We start from the raw sequence: 18,378 nt of genomic DNA, 5'->3' as shown, positions 1-18,378 counted from the left end.
TATTTATATAAAAGTGAAATATAATCCAATGTTTAATGATTTATCAGAAGTAAAAAGGTAGGTATTATATAAAAGAAAATGAATAATTTATGCAGAGCTTGTATATGGTATTATTATTTAACTATTCTAAAATCAATTGATAAAAACGCTGGAATGTTTTTTAGAAAACAACTGACTCCATAGGTGGAATTTGGAAGATTAATTCTATTTTGGAGTTTATTTTTATAAGGAAATTCACATACGTGGATTAGTATTAAGATTCAAAATGTAAAATATCTAAAGACCTAAGTACAAGCACACATTTTAAATAAAAAAAGTGAGAAGAATGAATAACATTCTTCTCACTTTTAGCAATTAGGGTCGGCATATACATAAATATGCGTTTGAGTGGAATTTTGGATGAAAAATCCACATGCATAGTATACCAAAATATTTAAGGCTCTTCGTATGCAATATTGCATACGAAGAGTAGGTGGATATAATAGTTAACTTACTTCTATTAAAAGTAAAATGTGTTTATATTAAAAAAGTTAAAATCCAATTAAAGCTGGTTAAGATCTTAATTCTTCATAGCTACCTAATTAATCAATTCTAGCTACTGAGTAGGAAAGAGTTAATTAATTTGAAAATGATTTGAGTAGGTAAATTCTCCGTTATACTTAATTACTGCAATATATGTCCCTTTAGTATATACATTTGTAATTGGTGTTCTCCAAATTTCTAACCCTTTAGGCGTAGTAATAAATTCTGGTTCAATTGTAATAAAGCGTTGTAAAGTACCGTCAGGGTGAACCTTGAAAATCTTCATTTTGGCACCAAAATGCGCTCTACCAAAACGTTGAGTTAAGTAGAAAGTATCTCCTGTTATGAGGTGTTCAATATTCCAGTCGGGTTGGTATGTACTATTTTCAGCTCCCTATAAATCAAAGGCTACGGGAAATATGGTAATAGCAATTCTCACATTATTGAGGGACTGGAAAAACAACAAAGACGTTCTCAAATGCATGTATAGATATTTATAACAAAGATTCAAAAAAGAATAGGTAATATAGCTATTGGAATAAGATTGTTTTTGTCTATCTCCTGAAAAGGAGGATGGACAAACCATACCAAAGAAACTTGCATTTCATTATCTATAGAAGTGTAATGTCATTAAAGTGAGATAGGATACAGGCTAATATTGAGAAATATAAAGTTTGTAGAGTTTGAAACAAATTAAAGAAGTAACATAAGGGATTTACGCATATAGTAATGTCGACGGATAAAGTTAACGGAATATTCGTTTTAATAAGATAAAATAATAGTATTTTTATCTTATAATATTGTTACTACGATGAAATAAGGCTAATAATTAGTTAACTTAAAAATTAAATTCAGATAGGAAGAGGATAATGAAGACCAGAGATAATTATAAAATTATTGTGATTGGCGCTGGGACTGCAGGACTATCTTCTACTGCACATTTGTTACGAAATGTATCCCTATTGAAAGAAAGTATAGCTATTATCGATTCATCTAAAAAACATTACTTCCAACCACTATGGAGTTTAGTTGGGGGAGGAATTGTTTCAAAGGAATGTACGATGCGTGATCAAGAATCACTTATTCCAAAAGGAGCAACATGGATTCCAAAAAGTGTCGTTAAGTTGTTCCCAGATGAAAATAAGATACTTTTAGATGATGGAATGCTGCTTGAATATGAAATTCTTATTGTAGCAGCCGGTATACAAATAAATTGGGACGGTATTAAAGGCTTAAAGGAGTCTATTGGGACCAATGGGGTTTGTAGCAATTATTCTTATACATATGTTGATTCTACTTGGAGAGAAATCGAAAAATTCAAAGGAGGGAATGCGATTTTTACTCACCCCAATACTCCTATTAAATGTGGTGGTGCTCCACAAAAAATTATGTATTTAGCAGAAGAGTATTTTTGTAATAACGGTGTAAGAAACAGAAGTGAAGTAATGTTTTATTCTGCGAATGCTAACATATTTCAGGTACCGCGTTATGCTGAAACATTAGAACAAGTACTAGAAAGAAAGCAAATTATAACGAACTATAATAAAAACTTAGTAGAAATTATCGCTGAAAAGAGAGAAGCAATTTTTGAAGATACGCAAACACTGAAACGAGAAACAGTACCATATAGTATGATACATGTTGTTCCACCAATGGGGCCACCTAACTTTATTAAAGAAAGTGAGATAAGTGATCATCAGGGGTGGGTAGATATAAGTCCTTATACTTTGCAGCATGTAAAATATAAGAATATTTTTGGACTTGGAGATTGTACCAATTTACCTACATCTAAAACTGGAGCGGCAATTCGAAAACAAATACCTGTCTTAAAACAAAATATTTTGGACGTACTTAATGGAAGAGACTTGCAGGCTAATTATGATGGGTATACATCCTGTCCGATTGTTACAGGATATAAAAGTCTTATACTCGCTGAATTTAACTATGAACATGAGCCTCAAGAAACGTTTCCATTTAATCAAGCGAAAGAACGGTATAGTATGTTTTTACTTAAAAGGTATATGTTGCCCTATATGTATTGGAATTTGATGTTGAAAGGGATTCTATAAGGAAAGATAGAGAGTTGTTGTAACAACCGAGAAGTAATTTGAAATAAGCATTTGGAGGGAATAGCTATGCTTTTAAAATATTTTTATGATGAAAAATTAGCTCATGCTTCCTATTTAGTTGGTTGTCAGAAGGAAGGCGTAGCAATTGTTATTGATCCTAGCCGCTATATAGAACAATATATAGAATTTGCTAAGAAAGAGGGAATGGAAGTAATTGCTGCGGCTGAGACTCATATTCATGCAGATTTTCTATCTGGGTCTAGAGAACTTTCCCTTCTTTTTAATGCAAATTTATATGTATCAGATGAAGGAGATAGTGATTGGAAATATCAAAATCTTAACGAGGGTCGATACAATTTGGTTAGAGAGGGAACAGAGTTTAAGGTTGGTCATATAAAATTCAATGTCATTCATACCCCAGGGCATACGCCTGAAAGTATTTCCTTTTTAGTAACCGATACAAGTCAAAATAATTATATGAATGATAAACCGATAGGAATATTCACAGGTGATTTTATATTTGTAGGAGATATAGGTAGACCCGATTTATTAGAAATTGCTGTTGGTATTAAAGATACCGCAAAAATAGGAGCGAAACAATTATTTGATTCTATACAAAAAATAAAAATACTCCCTGATTATTTGCAAATATGGCCATCACATGGTGCAGGAAGTGCATGTGGAAAAGCATTAGGAGCAATTCCAACTTCCACATTAGGTTATGAAAAGATGTTTAATTGGGCGTTTCAATGTAATGATGAAGATAATTTTATATCGAATTTATTGACGGGACAGCCAGAGCCTCCAAAGTATTTTCCATTAATGAAGCATTTAAATAAGTATGGTCCACCAACTCGTAAGAAGAGAGAGATTACTGCTATTTATATAATAGAAGAACTTCAAGAAGTGATGAGGGGTGTTCAGCAAATAGTTGATATAAGGGATGTAGAGTGTTTTGCTGCTGGCCACATCGAGAAGTCAATTAACATACCTTATAACAATTCTTTCACAACTTGGTGTGGGGGGATATTAGATTATAAAAAAGAAACTTTAATAATTTTAGATGCGGAAAATGTTAAAGTGGAGGAAGTTATTAGAGACTTTGAGTCCATTGGCTTAGATAATATTATTGCTTTTGCACCTTCAAAGGTAATTCAAAGATTCCATAGTTTAGAGATTTATAAGGAAAAAACATCAAATGAATTATATCCGTTAATAAAAGATGGAAGTGTAAAGGTTATCGATGTGCGTAGTAAAAAAGAGTGGGATGAAGGACATCTTCATGATGCAATACATATCACTTTAGGTAATCTACTTGAACGGCTAGATGATGTACCGAAAAATTGTCCAATAGTTTTACAATGTCGAACGGGGTTACGTTCCGCTATAGCAGCTAGCATTTTACAAAAAGCTGATATAAAGAAAGTAGTTAATTTAAAGGGAGGATTTCTTACGTGGAAAAAAGAAGGGCTCCCCTATACAACATGTAATCAAGAAATTTGAAATATATCAAAAGAGTCAAATGGAAAGAAAATAGAATCATTTGAAATAATCTAAGGGGATAAATAATAAAATTCAATTGCTATCAGTATGGGATATGTAAACTAAAAATGATTTATTAAAGCCGCATTAAACGATAAAATTAAGCACAAATATGCTGATGTGTATCTATTCTATCAAAGTACATAAAACTAAAACTAAGATATTCGAACGAACTCAAAAAGCCGAAACCCCTTAAATTAGAAACTTGTACTTGATTACCGTAGTTAAATTGTTGCCCTTTTAAAAGAACTGGTCAGAGAAAAAAGAAAAATCTATTGGTTAGCATTTAACCGAAAGATTTTTCTTTGAATTAGCGTCTTTTATATCATAATTATTGAGGAAGGGAAATTCGACTGAGAAATGCTGTCAAATAAAAGAATAGGCTAATCTAATTTCTAATGGTCCCAGTATCTTTTATTTTGACGTGTGTTTTTACAGTTATTTTAGCCTCTGCTAACGCTTGCAACCAATCTCCTTTTAGTTTTTTCCACTCGTTATATTGAAAAGCTCTAGCATATAACGATAATCCGATAGGATCAATTTTATTCTTTTGTAATTCATACAACATATTTTGTAATTTMTTATTAATTTCTTTTTGAACCTCATTTTCTAAATTATGTATGTTTTTTTTATTATCATAATGCTCCTTAATTAAATGTGCGTTAGTTTTTTCTATTACAGCTACATTAGCGTTTATATCGAAATTAAATACAAACTTTCCTTTTTGAAAATTAACATCTATTTTCCTAGTCGCATTCTGTATTAATATAGAAGTGTTTGGTTTTTGGCTGGATTTTTTAGGTGGAAGCACAAGGTGTAGTATCATCCGGCCTTTATTTTTGGGCTTATTTAAAAGATTGAAGAACTTAACATTTTTTTTAGGGATACGGCTTAAATATTTACCTTGTCGATCTAAAAGTGCAATTCCTACCGTGTCGATTTCATTCTTTGTTTTTTTTATAACTGGAACAGCTTGTGTCATTCCTTCTTCATTTTTTTCTCTCATTAATTGTTGAATCGTGGAAGAAACGGATTGATTATTTTGAATGGAGGATTCGATTACACTACTTATGTAAGATGGTAGTGATGGTTTATCGGGCTTATTAATTGTGAAAATTTCTTCTACAGGTCCATCAACAAGTACTACTTTAGCATTAATGGTAGCGTAAGGATCACGGTAAGAAGAATCAAGCTCCTGCATCCAATTTGCTTCTTGGGCCAATTTTTTCCCAATTAAAATGATTTCAGCTTTTGAGGCTGTCATATAGCCCGTTAACTTCGTATCTATTTTACTGAATCCATTATATACAGTGGATGCCCGCGTCCATTGCTCTATAGTACTTCTTTGCTGTTTATGATGAAAGAGTGGTATGCTTGTGCCCACTTTTATGTCTCCATTAGAAGTTCTATCTAAGGCGATTAACAGGATTAATGAAACCTGTTCAAGAGGGATTCTTTGACTACAACCGATTAAACATACACAACAAGTTACAATCCATATCCATTTTCGAATCAAAGTTGTTTCCTCCTAGTTAACCAAGTGAAAAGAATGCTGTATGCGAAAAAAAAGATTGGTAATAGAATAAAAAAAATGATATTTAAGATATCCATAAGAGAATATATAAACAAATATTGATCCACGTCGGGATTTAGAAAAATAAATAAGCCGACTATTAAAAACATAAAACTAACGAGCACCCAATTGCGAGCATTTTTTTGAAGTAAAATGGTCACAGATTCAAAACTGAAAAATAAATACGGATATATTGTAGTAGAAAATACAATCAAATAGTAAGCGATATATATAATTTCTAATCGTTCTATGAATGAAAAACGAACCCCTTTTAACAAATGAAATACTGGCCAAATTACGTCTTTTATTCCCTCCGGACTAAAGTATATATAAGAAAGAATAGTCACATATAGATAGAAAAACATGGTTCCAGTATTCGCTATTAGTATTCCTTTTATGGCTTTTTGTTTTTTTTGTAAGAACGGATAAATAAAATATGCAATTTCTAAGCCAGCATAAGGGGTAATTGTTTCTTTTGTTGCCTTTATAATAGGGGATATGCCATCTTTAAAAATAGGTAGTAGGTGTAAAGGATTGTAGTTACTCTTTAATGAAAACAGAAGAAATAGTGGCATCCAAGCAGTGAAGAAGAAAACAAGCATAGAATAACTAGTAAGAGCCCTTATCCCACTCAATGATAAAATAATAAAAGGCAATAGTAATAATATGGCGATTTGATAAGCAGGAGTGGAAGGGAATATCCACACTTTTATAATGTCAGTTGCCTTTAATAAAGTATTAAAACCAGCAAAAAATAGATAAAAGGCATATAAAAGAAGAAAAATTGTTCCTAGCCATTTACCAAAGTATGTTTTTAAAATCTGTGAGAAATTTTTGCTAGGACTTTTTTGTAACATTAATACAATAAATACGCCAATTATAGAAGTAACCATCCATCCCAGAATGATAGAAATCCAGCCATCTGTGCCAGCGGTAGTAGCAAGTGGGCTTGGCATAATTAACATACCTGATGCAAGTTGCAGTGAATGGATGAAAACAATAAATTCAAATAAAGTTATGTTTTGAAATTTAAGATTCCCCATGCGAACCACCTTCTTTTTTCTTTTTTTGTTCCGGCTGTCCTGTACTCGAGCGGGTGGTGATCATGGAAATAGGAAATCTTACAAAAGAATCTTTTAACTCTTGGAGACGAAATGGTGCAATTGGCAATCCATATGGTGAACCATAGGAAGTTAATGAAACAAAATGAGCAAATAAGAGCATTAATCCACTAACAATACCTACAATCCCATAAAAATAGGCTAATAACATCATTGGAAAACGAATAAGCCGAATACAACTTGATAAATCATAATTAGAAACAATAAATGATGCAATGGCGGTAATAGATACGATAATAACCATAACGTTACTCACAAGACCAGCTTGAACAGCCGCCTGCCCAATTACAATCCCTCCAACAATTCCAATTGTTTGTCCAATTGGTTGTGGTAAGCGAATACCAGCTTCACGTAGCATTTCTAGTGTGATTTCCATTATAAAAGCTTCCAATAAAGGAGAGAAAGGGACTTTAACTCTTGACGTTGCAATAGAAGTGTATAGATCTAAAGGAATGATTTCAAAGTGAAAAGAGACTATAGCAATATAAATTGCGGGTAAAAAAATAGCTATAATAAATCCTGCAAATCGTAATAAGCGAAAAAATGATGCAATGAGCCAATGTATATTATAATCATCTGGAGTCTGAAAAAATCCAATTAAATTCATTGGGACAATCATCGCACCAGGAGATCTATCAATTAACACTGCTACTTTTCCATCAAGTATATGATTAGAAATGGCATCTGGGCGTTCACTTAAATAAGCCTGTGGAAAAGGAGTCCAATTTTGATCCTTTGTAAAATTAGATAGTTCTCCAATGCTCAATACCGCATCCGTTTTAATTTTACAGATTCTAGTTTCTATTTCTTGGACCACATCTTCGTTTGCTACATCCCCTAAGTAAATTAGATAGACTAAAGAAGTGGCGCGTTCTCCAATTGTCATTTTTTTAATTTTCAATTCAGTAGAAGGAATATATCGACGAATTAAGCCTATGTTTTTTGTGGCATTCTCAATAAACCCATCATGTGAGCCTTTAATAGTAACTTCTGAAATAGGTTCTTGAATCGCTCTTTCTGCCCAGCCTTTTGTATTTATTAGAAGGGACCTCTTTTCTCCTTCCATAAACAGTACACATTGTCCCTCAAGTAATCCTTCTTTAATTTCATTCCACGTATATACTATTTTGGTATGAGTAGCAATAATATTAGAATTAAATATTTGACTGTCTTCATTCACTTCTTGTAATAATGGTGTAACAACATTTCCTTTTAATGCAACACCATCTGTAAGGCCTTCAAAATAATACAGTAAAATATTCGTGTTTGTTTTTAATTGCAAAGGATGTTCAATCAAATCTGCACTAATATCAAAGATGTTATCTAATGTATTTTTAAGTTCTTTTAAGTTACTTGTTTGGATTTTTTCAATGGTTTTATCTGTCTTTGTTTCTAGGGTCTTTTCATTTAAGGACAAAATTGACACCTCTTTAATATATAACGATTAGTTGTAGTTATTATTTTTATATGTTTGAATTTTATTCACTAATTTAAACGAATTGAGATCAAGAATTACTAAAATAGAAGTACTATATTATAAATTCAATAATTGAGAGTAAAAAAGTAGATGTAATTTGTGTAGAAATCTAAGTATCAAGATAGAAGTGAAATTTGAATGATTATAATAAAAAAGAACCCTTGATAGGTTCTTTTTAATAGTTGGTAAATATGTTGTCAACAATAGATGGCGATAAAGGTAGTAATTTAGATGTCTTTATGTTACTCAGCTGAATTTTGTAGGAAGAATTATTTTTTCATACCTCAATGCTCAATAAAAAAGGACATTTCATTTATTTGGGTGTTTTAGTGTATTTGAATTTTGCACGCTAACAAATTTTGTTTAGGGACAAAATGTGAAGTTTTATTCTGAAATAACAGAAAGTTAATGCGGCAAAATTCCTATTGGTAATTTGGATAGGTATCAAATATTTCTTTGGCCTTATTTTCTTGATATGACCGTACGTTTATATGTTTCTAAGGGAAAGAAATATTTTCATTTTTATTACCATCTATTGTTTGATTAAGATGGTAACACGAAAATGAAACGTTTACAACCAGAAAATAAAGAAAAAATATTAAAATGCGACTTTTTTCGACAAATATTCCTATAAACCGTTTTGTGTTTTGTAGGAATTAGAAATAACTAAATTAGTAATAATAGCTTAATATATTAAAGTGAAATTCAATGAATAAGAGTCCAAAGGCATGAATTTAAATGATAAAGTTATAATTTTCTTTTTTGAACTGTAAGTGTTTTACAAGTATAGTTAAACTTTAATCCAACTAGCATTTCTTCCTTTTGTCACTAGCTTAATATGGCCAAACAATTGCAAGGAATTTAAAGCCTTACTGATTGTACTCTCTGCTATGTCTGGATATGTGTTACGAATACACTCCTTAGTAAAGGGTTGTTTTTGTTTAAGGATAAAATTCTGAATTCTCTCCACTTTAGTATGCTTACATATAGAATCTAGAACTGTATTATGAAGATCTTTGTACGCCTCTAATATAATAGTTAAAAACGTTTTTAACCAAAAGCTACTATTATGTTCCTCGCAGTACCAATTTACCGAAGATTTATAAATCGAATTGTAATATTCAGATTCATTTTTCTTAATGTATTTATCCAGACATACATATTTTACAAATGTATTTCCACTCTTAATTAATAGCAATTGCATTAACATAAGTGCCAATCTGCCGTTCCCCTGATTAAAAGGGACTATGCAATAAAAATTAAATATAAAACGAGCTATTAATAAAAGTGAATGATGGCCCTTACTAGAATTTAATGAGTTATATTGATCACATAATTGTTCCATTACTTGTGGAATAAGCTCATGTGGAAGAATGCGGTAACTATTTAAGTGCATTCCGTTTTCAGGAATACCTGGAATAGTAAACGGTTTTTCGCGCCATTTGGCACTGTCAGAGGTAATGTAATGTATTAATTGAAAATGTAATTCCTGTATAGTCTCTGGATTGATTAATAAATCACAGGAATTCTTATGTACAAAAGTAAGTGTTTGATAAAAACAAAAGATAGCATCTTCCGAAATATTTTTAGGTACTATATCATCTAAAATAAGTTCTTTTAATCTTTTATTTGGGACTTTTATATCTTCATAGGTAGTAGTAAAGTTTTTTATGTAATGAAGTGGTATGGTTTTTTCTAAGCTAGTAAATATATCAGGATTTTGTTCCTGATAAGCAGCTAATTTTCCTTTTAATTCACTAATTTCACTGATTATATTTAATAGTCTCCTTTTTAATTCAATATTTTTATACTTGTCATCGAAAAAATTTCTCATTTTTATTCCCCCTGTAACCCCTTAACATGCTGTTACATAAATCTTTCCATTCTAAAGATAGTTTACAACATTATTTTGAAATAACAATATATTTATTTTGATTTTGAACTTATTTTAGAATCAAAATTGTTATTTAAATTTGATTAACGAGTTAGAACTTATGATTAATCATGTTTGAATAAAAAATGAATATACACAGATAGAAAATATAGTTTGACTTAAATTCCTTTTTATGAATTTACGAGATGAAAATATAATTTTAGAATTATTATTAGTGTAGTTTGCTGTATTATTGCTGGGAATTTACTAGAAAGTAACTAATTTTCACAAATAAAATAAAGAAATCTTAAAGAGGAATCAATAGGATCTAATTTGAATAGGCATAATCCTAACATTAAATGTGCAAATGTACAATAATTAAATGAAAAAAATATGAAAATATCGACTTTTTTCGACAAAATAAATTAAATAGAAAAACAATCTAATGTAAGAAAATTGTTGCTTTAGATGGTCTCTGCATTTCATAAATTAATATTGAAGGAATTATCAAATGATTTTTACGAGTAATAAAAGAGTAGATATATAAATTAAATTGTGACAATTATAAAGTTAGTATTCTCCATTTTCATTATTTAATTTAACAAATTTAATAATAGTAAGGTAACTTTTCTATATTTAATATAAGTATTTGATGGGGTATGCTCATAAAAAGTGTCATTTTCTATATATCCATGTAGCATTTAGCGCTTGTATTGCGAAATATTTTGACATAAGTTAATTTAAATATTAGGTACAGAAACATTTTAAGGAAAAGAGTCAGTATAAAAGTACCCTGAAAAACGTTTCACCCTAAAAACGTTTTTCCTCAAGAGAGATTTTCAGGAGCACTAAAGTTTTTTAATTTGTTTCTGTGCCTTATTAGATAAAAATAATATAATAAGTTGTTTAGAAAAGGTGAAAAATTCCCCCATTATAAAATGAATTCATATCACTTAACGTCCGTATGTTCTAGTTAAAGTAGGAATTTAAAGAAAAGGAAAGGGCTAGCTCTAGTTATAATTAGTGCAATAAATAGGGGGCTACTCAAATTTTTTTGTTTGATTTGGTAGGAGTAATATTTACGTTTGTTGGACTAGGTGTATTAAAGTGCATCCCTTTTTTGATTCAACCGATGAGGCGCTAATCAAGGATTTAATCATCTAGAATTTAAAAAGGTTAAATGTGGAACTGAATTTTCTGCTAAATTAGTAGAGACTAAAACAATCCCCTTAAATTGAACTATTCACTACTTAACGTCCTGATAGATTGTTTGAAGTGTTAGTAGGCAAATCTAAAAATAAAAAAGGATATTCTACTCTTCTTTTATGTATATAAAACAAAGTGTAAGGTAAGTTCCAGATCCAAAGTGTTTTATTTAATATTCATTCAATCTCATGCGTACTACTTTTATTTTCTTAAGAGCATGTATTTGCGTGGATGCTCTTAAGAGAATAAAATGCCTAAAAAAATAAGTATAAGCATACATTTTAAAAATTGATATATCGTATATTATAAAAAACTCCTTGTTCTTCAAATAACGAACAATACAATGTGAATGAAACTCTCAGAAGAATTTACATATAGAATTCACCTTAACTCAAAAAAACACATTTTATGCAAAATTATATTTGCTGCTATAGAAGGGTGGGGGTTAACATGACCAAAACTTGGTGTAAGTTCGTATTCCTTGTAAAATAAGTGATTCTTTACTGTTTTCTCTAGTTGTATCTATTAATGATTCATCAGGTTTCCTTCCAGTGGAAGGGACATAAGTTGTTACTACCCTTGGAAATATATTAATAAACACCCATTCAAATTTGTCGATATTTCTATTTCCAAATTCTAATGTTTCAATTGGCTTAATTGTATTTTCTCTATCAAAAAATTTTATTATGTAAAACCTTTTTGAGAGGTCACTACTATGTTCAATAGTCCAAATTAAATTTTCCATTTTCTTGATTTGCAACAAGTCCATTTCCGAAAATCCTTTCATACATAAATATAGCGGATGTTCCTATTCTATACTATATATTTTGAAATTTAAATAGTTATCTTATACGATGTGATAAAAAGAAGTTAATACTCTAAAATTTATCTTAGAAAAGGACACACCTACGCATACATATGCTATAGGTGTGTCCTTTTTTAGTTGTTTATAAGTTTCCTACAGAGTTATTGAAGTAAAGTTTCAACAGTGTCTCCATAGTGAAGTGAGATTCATTTAAACCGTATATTAAGTTCATATGAATCGCATATTGGAATTTTACAATATGTGTGTAAGGCGTTTCTGGAATTATATTATTTTGAAAATATAAACTTCAATATACCAAAAAGTAAGAATATTAAACCGTAATAATTTTAGAATATACTTCTAATTAAAAGACGTGCGGAAATGCACGGATAATAAAGGAGAATTTCTTATGACAATGTATAAAAGTGAAATGAAAAAGAGTGTAATAACTGAAGAGGATGTAGATATGTTAAAAATAATGGCACATCCAATTCGATTGCAAATTATAAACGAGTTAATTCAGTATAAAAAATGTAATGTTACACAATTGACGGAGTTTTTAAAAATTCCACAATCTACTGTTTCCCAACATTTATCGAAAATGAGAGGCAAGGTGCTAAAGGCTGAAAGAAAAGGCTTAGAGATGTACAATTATATTACTAATTTAAAGGCGAGTCAGATTGTAGGGATTTTAGGTTTGTAAATAAACAAAACTTCACACATATCATTATAAGTAAAGCACAGAATAATCCCCCCACAAATAAGTGGGGGATTTCTTTTATGACAAAATATCAGTTTTTTTGAGGAGTGTCACGATAGTCACCATGTTCTAATGTGTTAGTATATGAAAAATTTTGAAAGTGCTAAAATGCTTGATATTATTCACTAGAAGTTATGTCGCAAAAATCTTTTAATTTCATCAAAAGCTAAGTGACGATGACCAGCCTGACAATGTTGTTCACCACCAGTTTTCTTAGTGAAAACTACAGAAGTGATGGAGGCTGCATTACATAGCTCCGATTCGATTTGCGGTAATCGGCTAATTGGAACGTACTGATCGTCTTCACCAGCCAGGAGCAATACTTCTTGATTTATGAACTGACCGATTCCTGCCATCGTATGTTTTTCAAAGTTTTTAAGTAAGTTAAATGGCGTTTTTTCACCTGTATTTTCCATACCTTTTTTAACTTTCCAGTTCAGGTCGATGCTGGTGGCCATCATTTGTTTAAACATGGTATTAATTTTGTCAGCTTCATTAGTAGCCAGAAGCGTGGTCAATTTATTCCAGATATTATCCGTCATGCGCATCTTGAGTGCATCAAGGCCACTATAAAAAATATTAAAGGCGATGACTTTGTCGATTCGTTTTTCAAAAGCGGCGGCACGCATTGCCAAGTAGCCGCCCCAAGAAGCTCCGAGAATACTAACACGGTCAAGTTTGAAATAGTCAATGACTGTGGAAACGGGCTTCTCCCAGTTGTGGATGAATTTTAAGCCGTTTTTCAGTGCTGTTCCTTGTCCAGGTCCATCAAAAACTATAATATTATAATTGATTCCTATGAGGTAGTTCATCATCTTCATTATTTCCTCCATGTAGGAATCGTAGCCTCCAAAGAAAAGTAGTGTATTACATGCGCCTGGTGTCATGAATTTGATTGCAGGAAGATAGGAATCTTCATAAGGAATTTGATAGGTTTCATACTCAAAGTCATGAAAGCCCTTATAAAAAGTTTCACGGTATTTTTGGTACACTTTTTCTTTTTTTGGATCGGATGATTCCATATAAAACTCGGCAGCCTGATAATAAACCGAAGCCAGATCGAAGTCTTTCTGATGCTCCCGCATTGCTGCATATTCTATCCAAGTGTTATACCAGCTGTCCGTGTCTGTAAGTCTTGGGATGATGGCTTGCAAATCCTGATTTACCCGCTCATCGTCTTGATAGAAATCGTTGAAAAAACGGTTAATTTGCAAATTGAACTGTTCGTTGTTTACATACTGTTTAAACATAAAATCCCTCCTTATATTTGACTACAAGGTAAGGATAAGAGAAGTATATTAAAGAAACAACAAGCAGGAAAGGGTAAGAAGTACGAAATCGAACCATAAGGATATAAATGGTTTGATAAGCAACTTTGGGAAGGAGATTGATTATTAATGGGAGAGGATGTTCGCGTTTATAAAACGAAGAAAAATATTTCTAATACACTTATTACCCTCTTGAACGAAAAAGAGTTTGGGCGAATTACAACTAAAGATATTTGCATACATGCTATGGTGAGTAAGTCCACATTTTACAGCCATTTTGCAGATAAATATGATCTTTTGGAAAAATTAGTGCAAAATTATGTCTGCTGGTTCAAGGAAGAAATTGAATTTCGTTTCGCATTAATAGAGAATGGAAATGTGGCTCAAGCTATTAATATGATAACCGATAAGATCTCAGCGCGAAAAAAAGAGATTGCAACTTTACTCCATGTACGTGTTCCCTCAGCGGATTTACGTTTAGAATTAGAATCCATTTTATATAATGCCTGCTATTCCTATTTGAAAGAGCAGCAGGTTGAAGTAAGTGTGCCGATTGACTTTGTAGCTCAGTTGTATACAGCAAACGCAATGGTGTCAATCAATTGGTCGCTGAGCAACGATAAAAATCCAGATGTGGTTGAACTAATCGATAATATGCAGGGATATGTTTTTGATCTGATTTTGTCAGGTGGCGAGAGAATGTAATAAATCATGAAACCTGCTTAATAATGTAGTTATCGTGTGGGGTGTGGTTGTAAAAAATTAAGTAATCGATATTTGGATTTTTTGTGAATCTTTATTGGTTTTTTATAAACTCTTTACTACATAATGTTACAAAATAGAATTAATTTGCTTAATTTAGCCCCATATCAGGTTAATAAATAAACTAAATGTGTTTATGTTATTGAACTATTAATATATTAGTAGGTGATTTGTTCGTTTATCCCTATATTGCTATTATATTAGCATAAACAATATATTGGGGGGACAAGTATGAATTTGAAATTAACATCTAAGTTAGAAAGATTAAGAAAAACTAAAAAAGGAATTGGTGCTTGTGTTTTAGCTGTAGGGGTGACGGCAATTACAATGATTCCTCAAAGTGCATATGCACATGGGTTTGTTGAAAAGCCGAGTAGTCGTGCTGCTTTATGTAGTCAGAATTATGGAGCATTAAATTTAAATTGTGGAAATGTCATGTACGAGCCTCAAAGTCTAGAAGCACCTAAAGGATTCCCAGATGGTGGACCGATTGATGGGAAAATCGCTTCGGCAGGAGGACTGTTTGGAGGGATTCTTGACCAACAAACATCAAATCGCTGGTTCAAAAACACAATAAAGGGGGGAGCAAATACATTTACATGGAAATACACAGCGGCACATTCTACAAGTAAATGGCATTATTACATTACCAAAAAGGGATGGKATCCTAATAAACCATTAACACGTGCTGAATTAGAACCAATTGGAACTGTGAAACATGACGGTTCGGCAGCATCAAATAATTTAACACATACAATTAATGTACCAACTGATCGCAATGGTTATCATGTTATTTTAGCTGTATGGGATGTAGCAGATACGTCAAATGCGTTTTATAATGTAATTGATGTAAATCTAGTAAATAATGAAGCTCCCGATACAGTAGCTCCAAGTCAACCAACTGGATTAAATGCGTCTAAAGTTTCTGCCAATAGTGTTGAACTAACATGGAAGGCCTCAAATGATAATATAGGCGTAAAAGAATATCAAGTGTTACGTAATGGAGAAGTAATTGGTACGGTACCAGGTACAACTTTTACTGATAAAAAACTAAAAGCAAATACGGAATATACCTATACAATAAAGGCATTAGACGCTGCTGGAAACATATCAAAAGAAAGTGAAAAACTAAAGGTTAAGACAACAAATGAAACTCCAGATAAAGAGGCTCCGACTCAACCAAAAGGATTACATAGTATGGGTACAACAGCGACAACTGTTGATTTGATGTGGAGTGCGTCTGAAGATAATGTAGGTGTTGATCATTATGTTGTATATAGAGAAAGCACTGGGGTTATGAATAAAATTGGGACAGCGGATAATACATCCTTTATGGATAAAGATTTAAAAACTAATACATCGTATAAATATGTAGTGACGGCGGTTGATTTAGCTGGAAATGAGTCTAGTAGAAGTGATGTTTTAACTGTAGCAACAAAACTAGAGGACTCTACTTATGAAAAATGGGATGCAAGAAAAGCATACAATAAAGGTGATAAAGTAGTACATGAGGGAAAAGTGTATGAAGCGATTCAAAGTTATCAAGGGAACGGCGATCCAAATTGGATTTTTGCACTATCGCTTTGGAAGCCAGTTTTAAATAAATGATCAGTGGAAAAGGGTAGTTATCACTTATTCTATGTGCAATACCGGAACAGGGGTGCAATTTTTACTCTTCATCCCAATATATACGAAATGAAATTATTAAAGAACCCCAATGGTATTCCATCAAAAAGGAATTCCATTGGGATTCTTTATTTTTTAATTTGTAATAGCGTATATTTTCACTGTAAATTTGTTAGTGGCACCAAGTGGGCTTGCAATATAATATTTAGTATTCGTATAAGCTTCAGTCCTAGATCCATGTGAAATATTTTTCCAACGAGTAGAATCTGTACCTAGGGAAACGTCAATCATTACATTGAAAGAGATAGAAGAAGGATGATCTTTTTCTGAAGGCTCAATAATCCATTTTAATTCCTTAGTACCTACAGGTAAACTATCAATTTTAAAGTTTTGACTGGATCGATTTTGTTGTCCGGATAAAGGGCTAGATTCGGATGAAATTTGCGAAATTAATATTTCTTTTTCATTCGAATGTATACCATTTAATTTAATGATACTATCAATTAAACCTGGACCAGGAAAATCAGCTGCGATAATACCAGAATGTTTAATTCCACCTTGTTGCAAGAGCTCGGTCCCAAGTGTATTCATTCCACCATAAAATACTTGACCATTTATATCACGAGGGAAATCTTCCCACGCATTAGTTGTAGCTTTTTGAATCATCTTGGGGTTACTATCAGTATTTCTGCTCTCTTTACCACTTGCAACAAACCAAGGATAAACATTATTTAATAATGCAGCAGCACCACCTGTGCCACTAAAATGGTTAAGATAGATTTTATCATTGTTAAAATTATTATTTGCATTTTGAAGTTGGGTTCTCACCGCATTCCATTTTTCATACATTCCGTCTGGTCCGTTTTCAATTTCAAATGTATCTTGTATATTTAAGCTATCGTAATTAATACCATATTGCTGAGAGGCTGTAAAGTTTTGTAAGATTACAATTTTCCCTCGGATGTCTCCTAGAGTAGGGTTATTTCTTTTTGAAGTTGGTACAGAACTCGGATCCCAAAAATAGGAAGAATTAAGGTCTTTGTATTTATTAAGTATTTCCTCGAATGATAGTGAGCCACTTTCAGGAGTAGTTTCTTCTTTTAAGCGCATTAAAATTGTTTCTGTAGGATGATCTTTTAAAAATTGAATTGCCTCTTTTAATACATCTTCAAACATTGCTTTTTGATTTACAATCCCATGGTACATTGCAAAAGAATCTTTTACACGTTTAACACGCATATCTACATATCGAATTCCGGAATTTAATTGTTGTGGTAGACTCATAGTTTGATTTCTTGTCAAATTTTCATCAAGAAAACTTGCTCCATGTAAAGCCATTGTACCGTGAGTCCCTGGAATAGATATTTCACTCAATTTTGTTGAATCTGCTACTTTCGACATCCATGCTGGGTTTTGATAGCCTATATTGGATTCATAGGAATAACCTGGATGACTATCAGCAAAAATAGTAGATGGTGTACTTAAACTTGCTAGTGTGAAACAAGTAAGGATACTAATTTTAAAAAAATTCCTCATTTTTATTTTGTTCATTTTATCTCTCCTGACTTTTAAACAATAGATATAATAAAACAAGATGATTTTTTACTACATCTATTGTTTTCATTCTTAAAGTAATGAATTTTTGTGTTTGAAAAAATCAAAATAGGGTATGAAGTTATTTGAGATTTTAATAGTTTGTTGTAATAAATTGTATCTAATAGTCAAACGGATTCTTAAAGTATTGAAGCATAGATAGGTAAAAAACAAACTTTCC

General features: G+C 31.7%; 13 protein-coding genes. 5 read left to right on the top strand and 8 right to left on the bottom strand.

Annotation, left to right across the window (positions count from 1 at the left end):
* Positions 1 to 613 precede the first annotated feature (613 nt).
* Positions 614 to 868, bottom strand: a complete 255-nt coding sequence (locus tag AC1DS7_RS01045) for a DUF5065 family protein (RefSeq protein ID WP_078177185.1) — start codon at positions 866 to 868, stop codon at positions 614 to 616.
* 523 nt (positions 869 to 1,391) lie between these two features.
* Here AC1DS7_RS01045 and AC1DS7_RS01040 point away from each other — a divergent pair.
* Together AC1DS7_RS01040 and AC1DS7_RS01035 are read left to right on the top strand one after the other, a co-directional pair.
* Positions 1,392 to 2,591 carry an NAD(P)/FAD-dependent oxidoreductase gene (locus tag AC1DS7_RS01040; protein WP_016101977.1) on the top strand — a complete coding sequence of 400 codons (1,200 nt, stop codon included), beginning with the start codon at positions 1,392 to 1,394 and terminating at the stop codon, positions 2,589 to 2,591.
* A 66-nt stretch (positions 2,592 to 2,657) separates the two neighbouring features.
* Entirely contained in the window at positions 2,658 to 4,094 is a 1,437-nt protein-coding gene (locus AC1DS7_RS01035) for an MBL fold metallo-hydrolase (protein WP_016101976.1), read from the top strand.
* A gap of 427 nt (positions 4,095 to 4,521) precedes the next feature.
* On the opposite strand, the gene AC1DS7_RS01030 is transcribed toward AC1DS7_RS01035, so the two are convergent.
* From AC1DS7_RS01030 to AC1DS7_RS01010, 5 genes are all read right to left on the bottom strand, one after another.
* Positions 4,522 to 5,649, bottom strand: coding sequence for a Ger(x)C family spore germination protein (locus AC1DS7_RS01030; protein ID WP_476998697.1), 1,128 nt, complete (start codon positions 5,647 to 5,649; stop codon positions 4,522 to 4,524).
* Positions 5,646 to 6,749, bottom strand: coding sequence for a GerAB/ArcD/ProY family transporter (locus AC1DS7_RS01025; RefSeq protein WP_016101974.1), 1,104 nt, complete (start codon positions 6,747 to 6,749; stop codon positions 5,646 to 5,648). The genes AC1DS7_RS01030 and AC1DS7_RS01025 overlap by 4 nt, the downstream gene beginning before the upstream one ends.
* Positions 6,736 to 8,244, bottom strand: a complete 1,509-nt coding sequence (locus tag AC1DS7_RS01020) for a spore germination protein (protein WP_002085466.1) — start codon at positions 8,242 to 8,244, stop codon at positions 6,736 to 6,738. The genes AC1DS7_RS01025 and AC1DS7_RS01020 overlap by 14 nt, the downstream gene beginning before the upstream one ends.
* Positions 8,245 to 9,094: 850 nt before the next feature.
* Complete coding sequence (locus tag AC1DS7_RS01015) at positions 9,095 to 10,138, bottom strand: Fic family protein (RefSeq protein ID WP_016101973.1); 1,044 nt, start codon at positions 10,136 to 10,138, stop codon at positions 9,095 to 9,097.
* Positions 10,139 to 11,828: 1,690 nt separating this feature from the next.
* Positions 11,829 to 12,152, bottom strand: coding sequence for a hypothetical protein (locus AC1DS7_RS01010; RefSeq protein WP_002127477.1), 324 nt, complete (start codon positions 12,150 to 12,152; stop codon positions 11,829 to 11,831).
* A 445-nt stretch (positions 12,153 to 12,597) separates the two neighbouring features.
* Here AC1DS7_RS01010 and AC1DS7_RS01005 point away from each other — a divergent pair, with 445 nt between their 5' ends.
* A complete protein-coding gene (locus AC1DS7_RS01005) occupies positions 12,598 to 12,891 on the top strand; it encodes an ArsR/SmtB family transcription factor (RefSeq protein WP_016101972.1) in 294 nt (97 codons plus the stop codon).
* A gap of 182 nt (positions 12,892 to 13,073) precedes the next feature.
* Here AC1DS7_RS01005 and AC1DS7_RS01000 read toward each other — a convergent pair whose 3' ends face one another.
* Positions 13,074 to 14,198 (bottom strand): alpha/beta fold hydrolase, encoded by a 1,125-nt coding sequence (locus AC1DS7_RS01000; protein WP_476998696.1) that lies wholly within the window; start codon positions 14,196 to 14,198, stop codon positions 13,074 to 13,076.
* Positions 14,199 to 14,345: 147 nt separating this feature from the next.
* On the opposite strand from AC1DS7_RS01000, the gene AC1DS7_RS00995 reads away from it, so the two are divergent.
* Together AC1DS7_RS00995 and AC1DS7_RS00990 are read left to right on the top strand one after the other, a co-directional pair.
* Positions 14,346 to 14,921: a TetR/AcrR family transcriptional regulator gene (locus AC1DS7_RS00995; protein ID WP_002016995.1), complete on the top strand. Its 576-nt coding sequence runs from the start codon at positions 14,346 to 14,348 to the stop codon at positions 14,919 to 14,921.
* Between the two features lie 288 nt (positions 14,922 to 15,209).
* Positions 15,210 to 16,586: a lytic polysaccharide monooxygenase gene (locus AC1DS7_RS00990; protein ID WP_476998695.1), complete on the top strand. Its 1,377-nt coding sequence runs from the start codon at positions 15,210 to 15,212 to the stop codon at positions 16,584 to 16,586.
* A gap of 153 nt (positions 16,587 to 16,739) precedes the next feature.
* On the opposite strand, the gene AC1DS7_RS00985 is transcribed toward AC1DS7_RS00990, so the two are convergent.
* Entirely contained in the window at positions 16,740 to 18,155 is a 1,416-nt protein-coding gene (locus tag AC1DS7_RS00985) for a phosphatidylinositol-specific phospholipase C (RefSeq protein ID WP_002189656.1), read from the bottom strand.
* Positions 18,156 to 18,378 lie beyond the last annotated feature (223 nt).

The organism is Bacillus sp. P4_E1 (assembly GCF_056401715.1).
The sequence above is the reverse complement of the archived record's forward strand: the minus strand, read 5'-3'. Positions and strand labels throughout refer to the sequence as shown.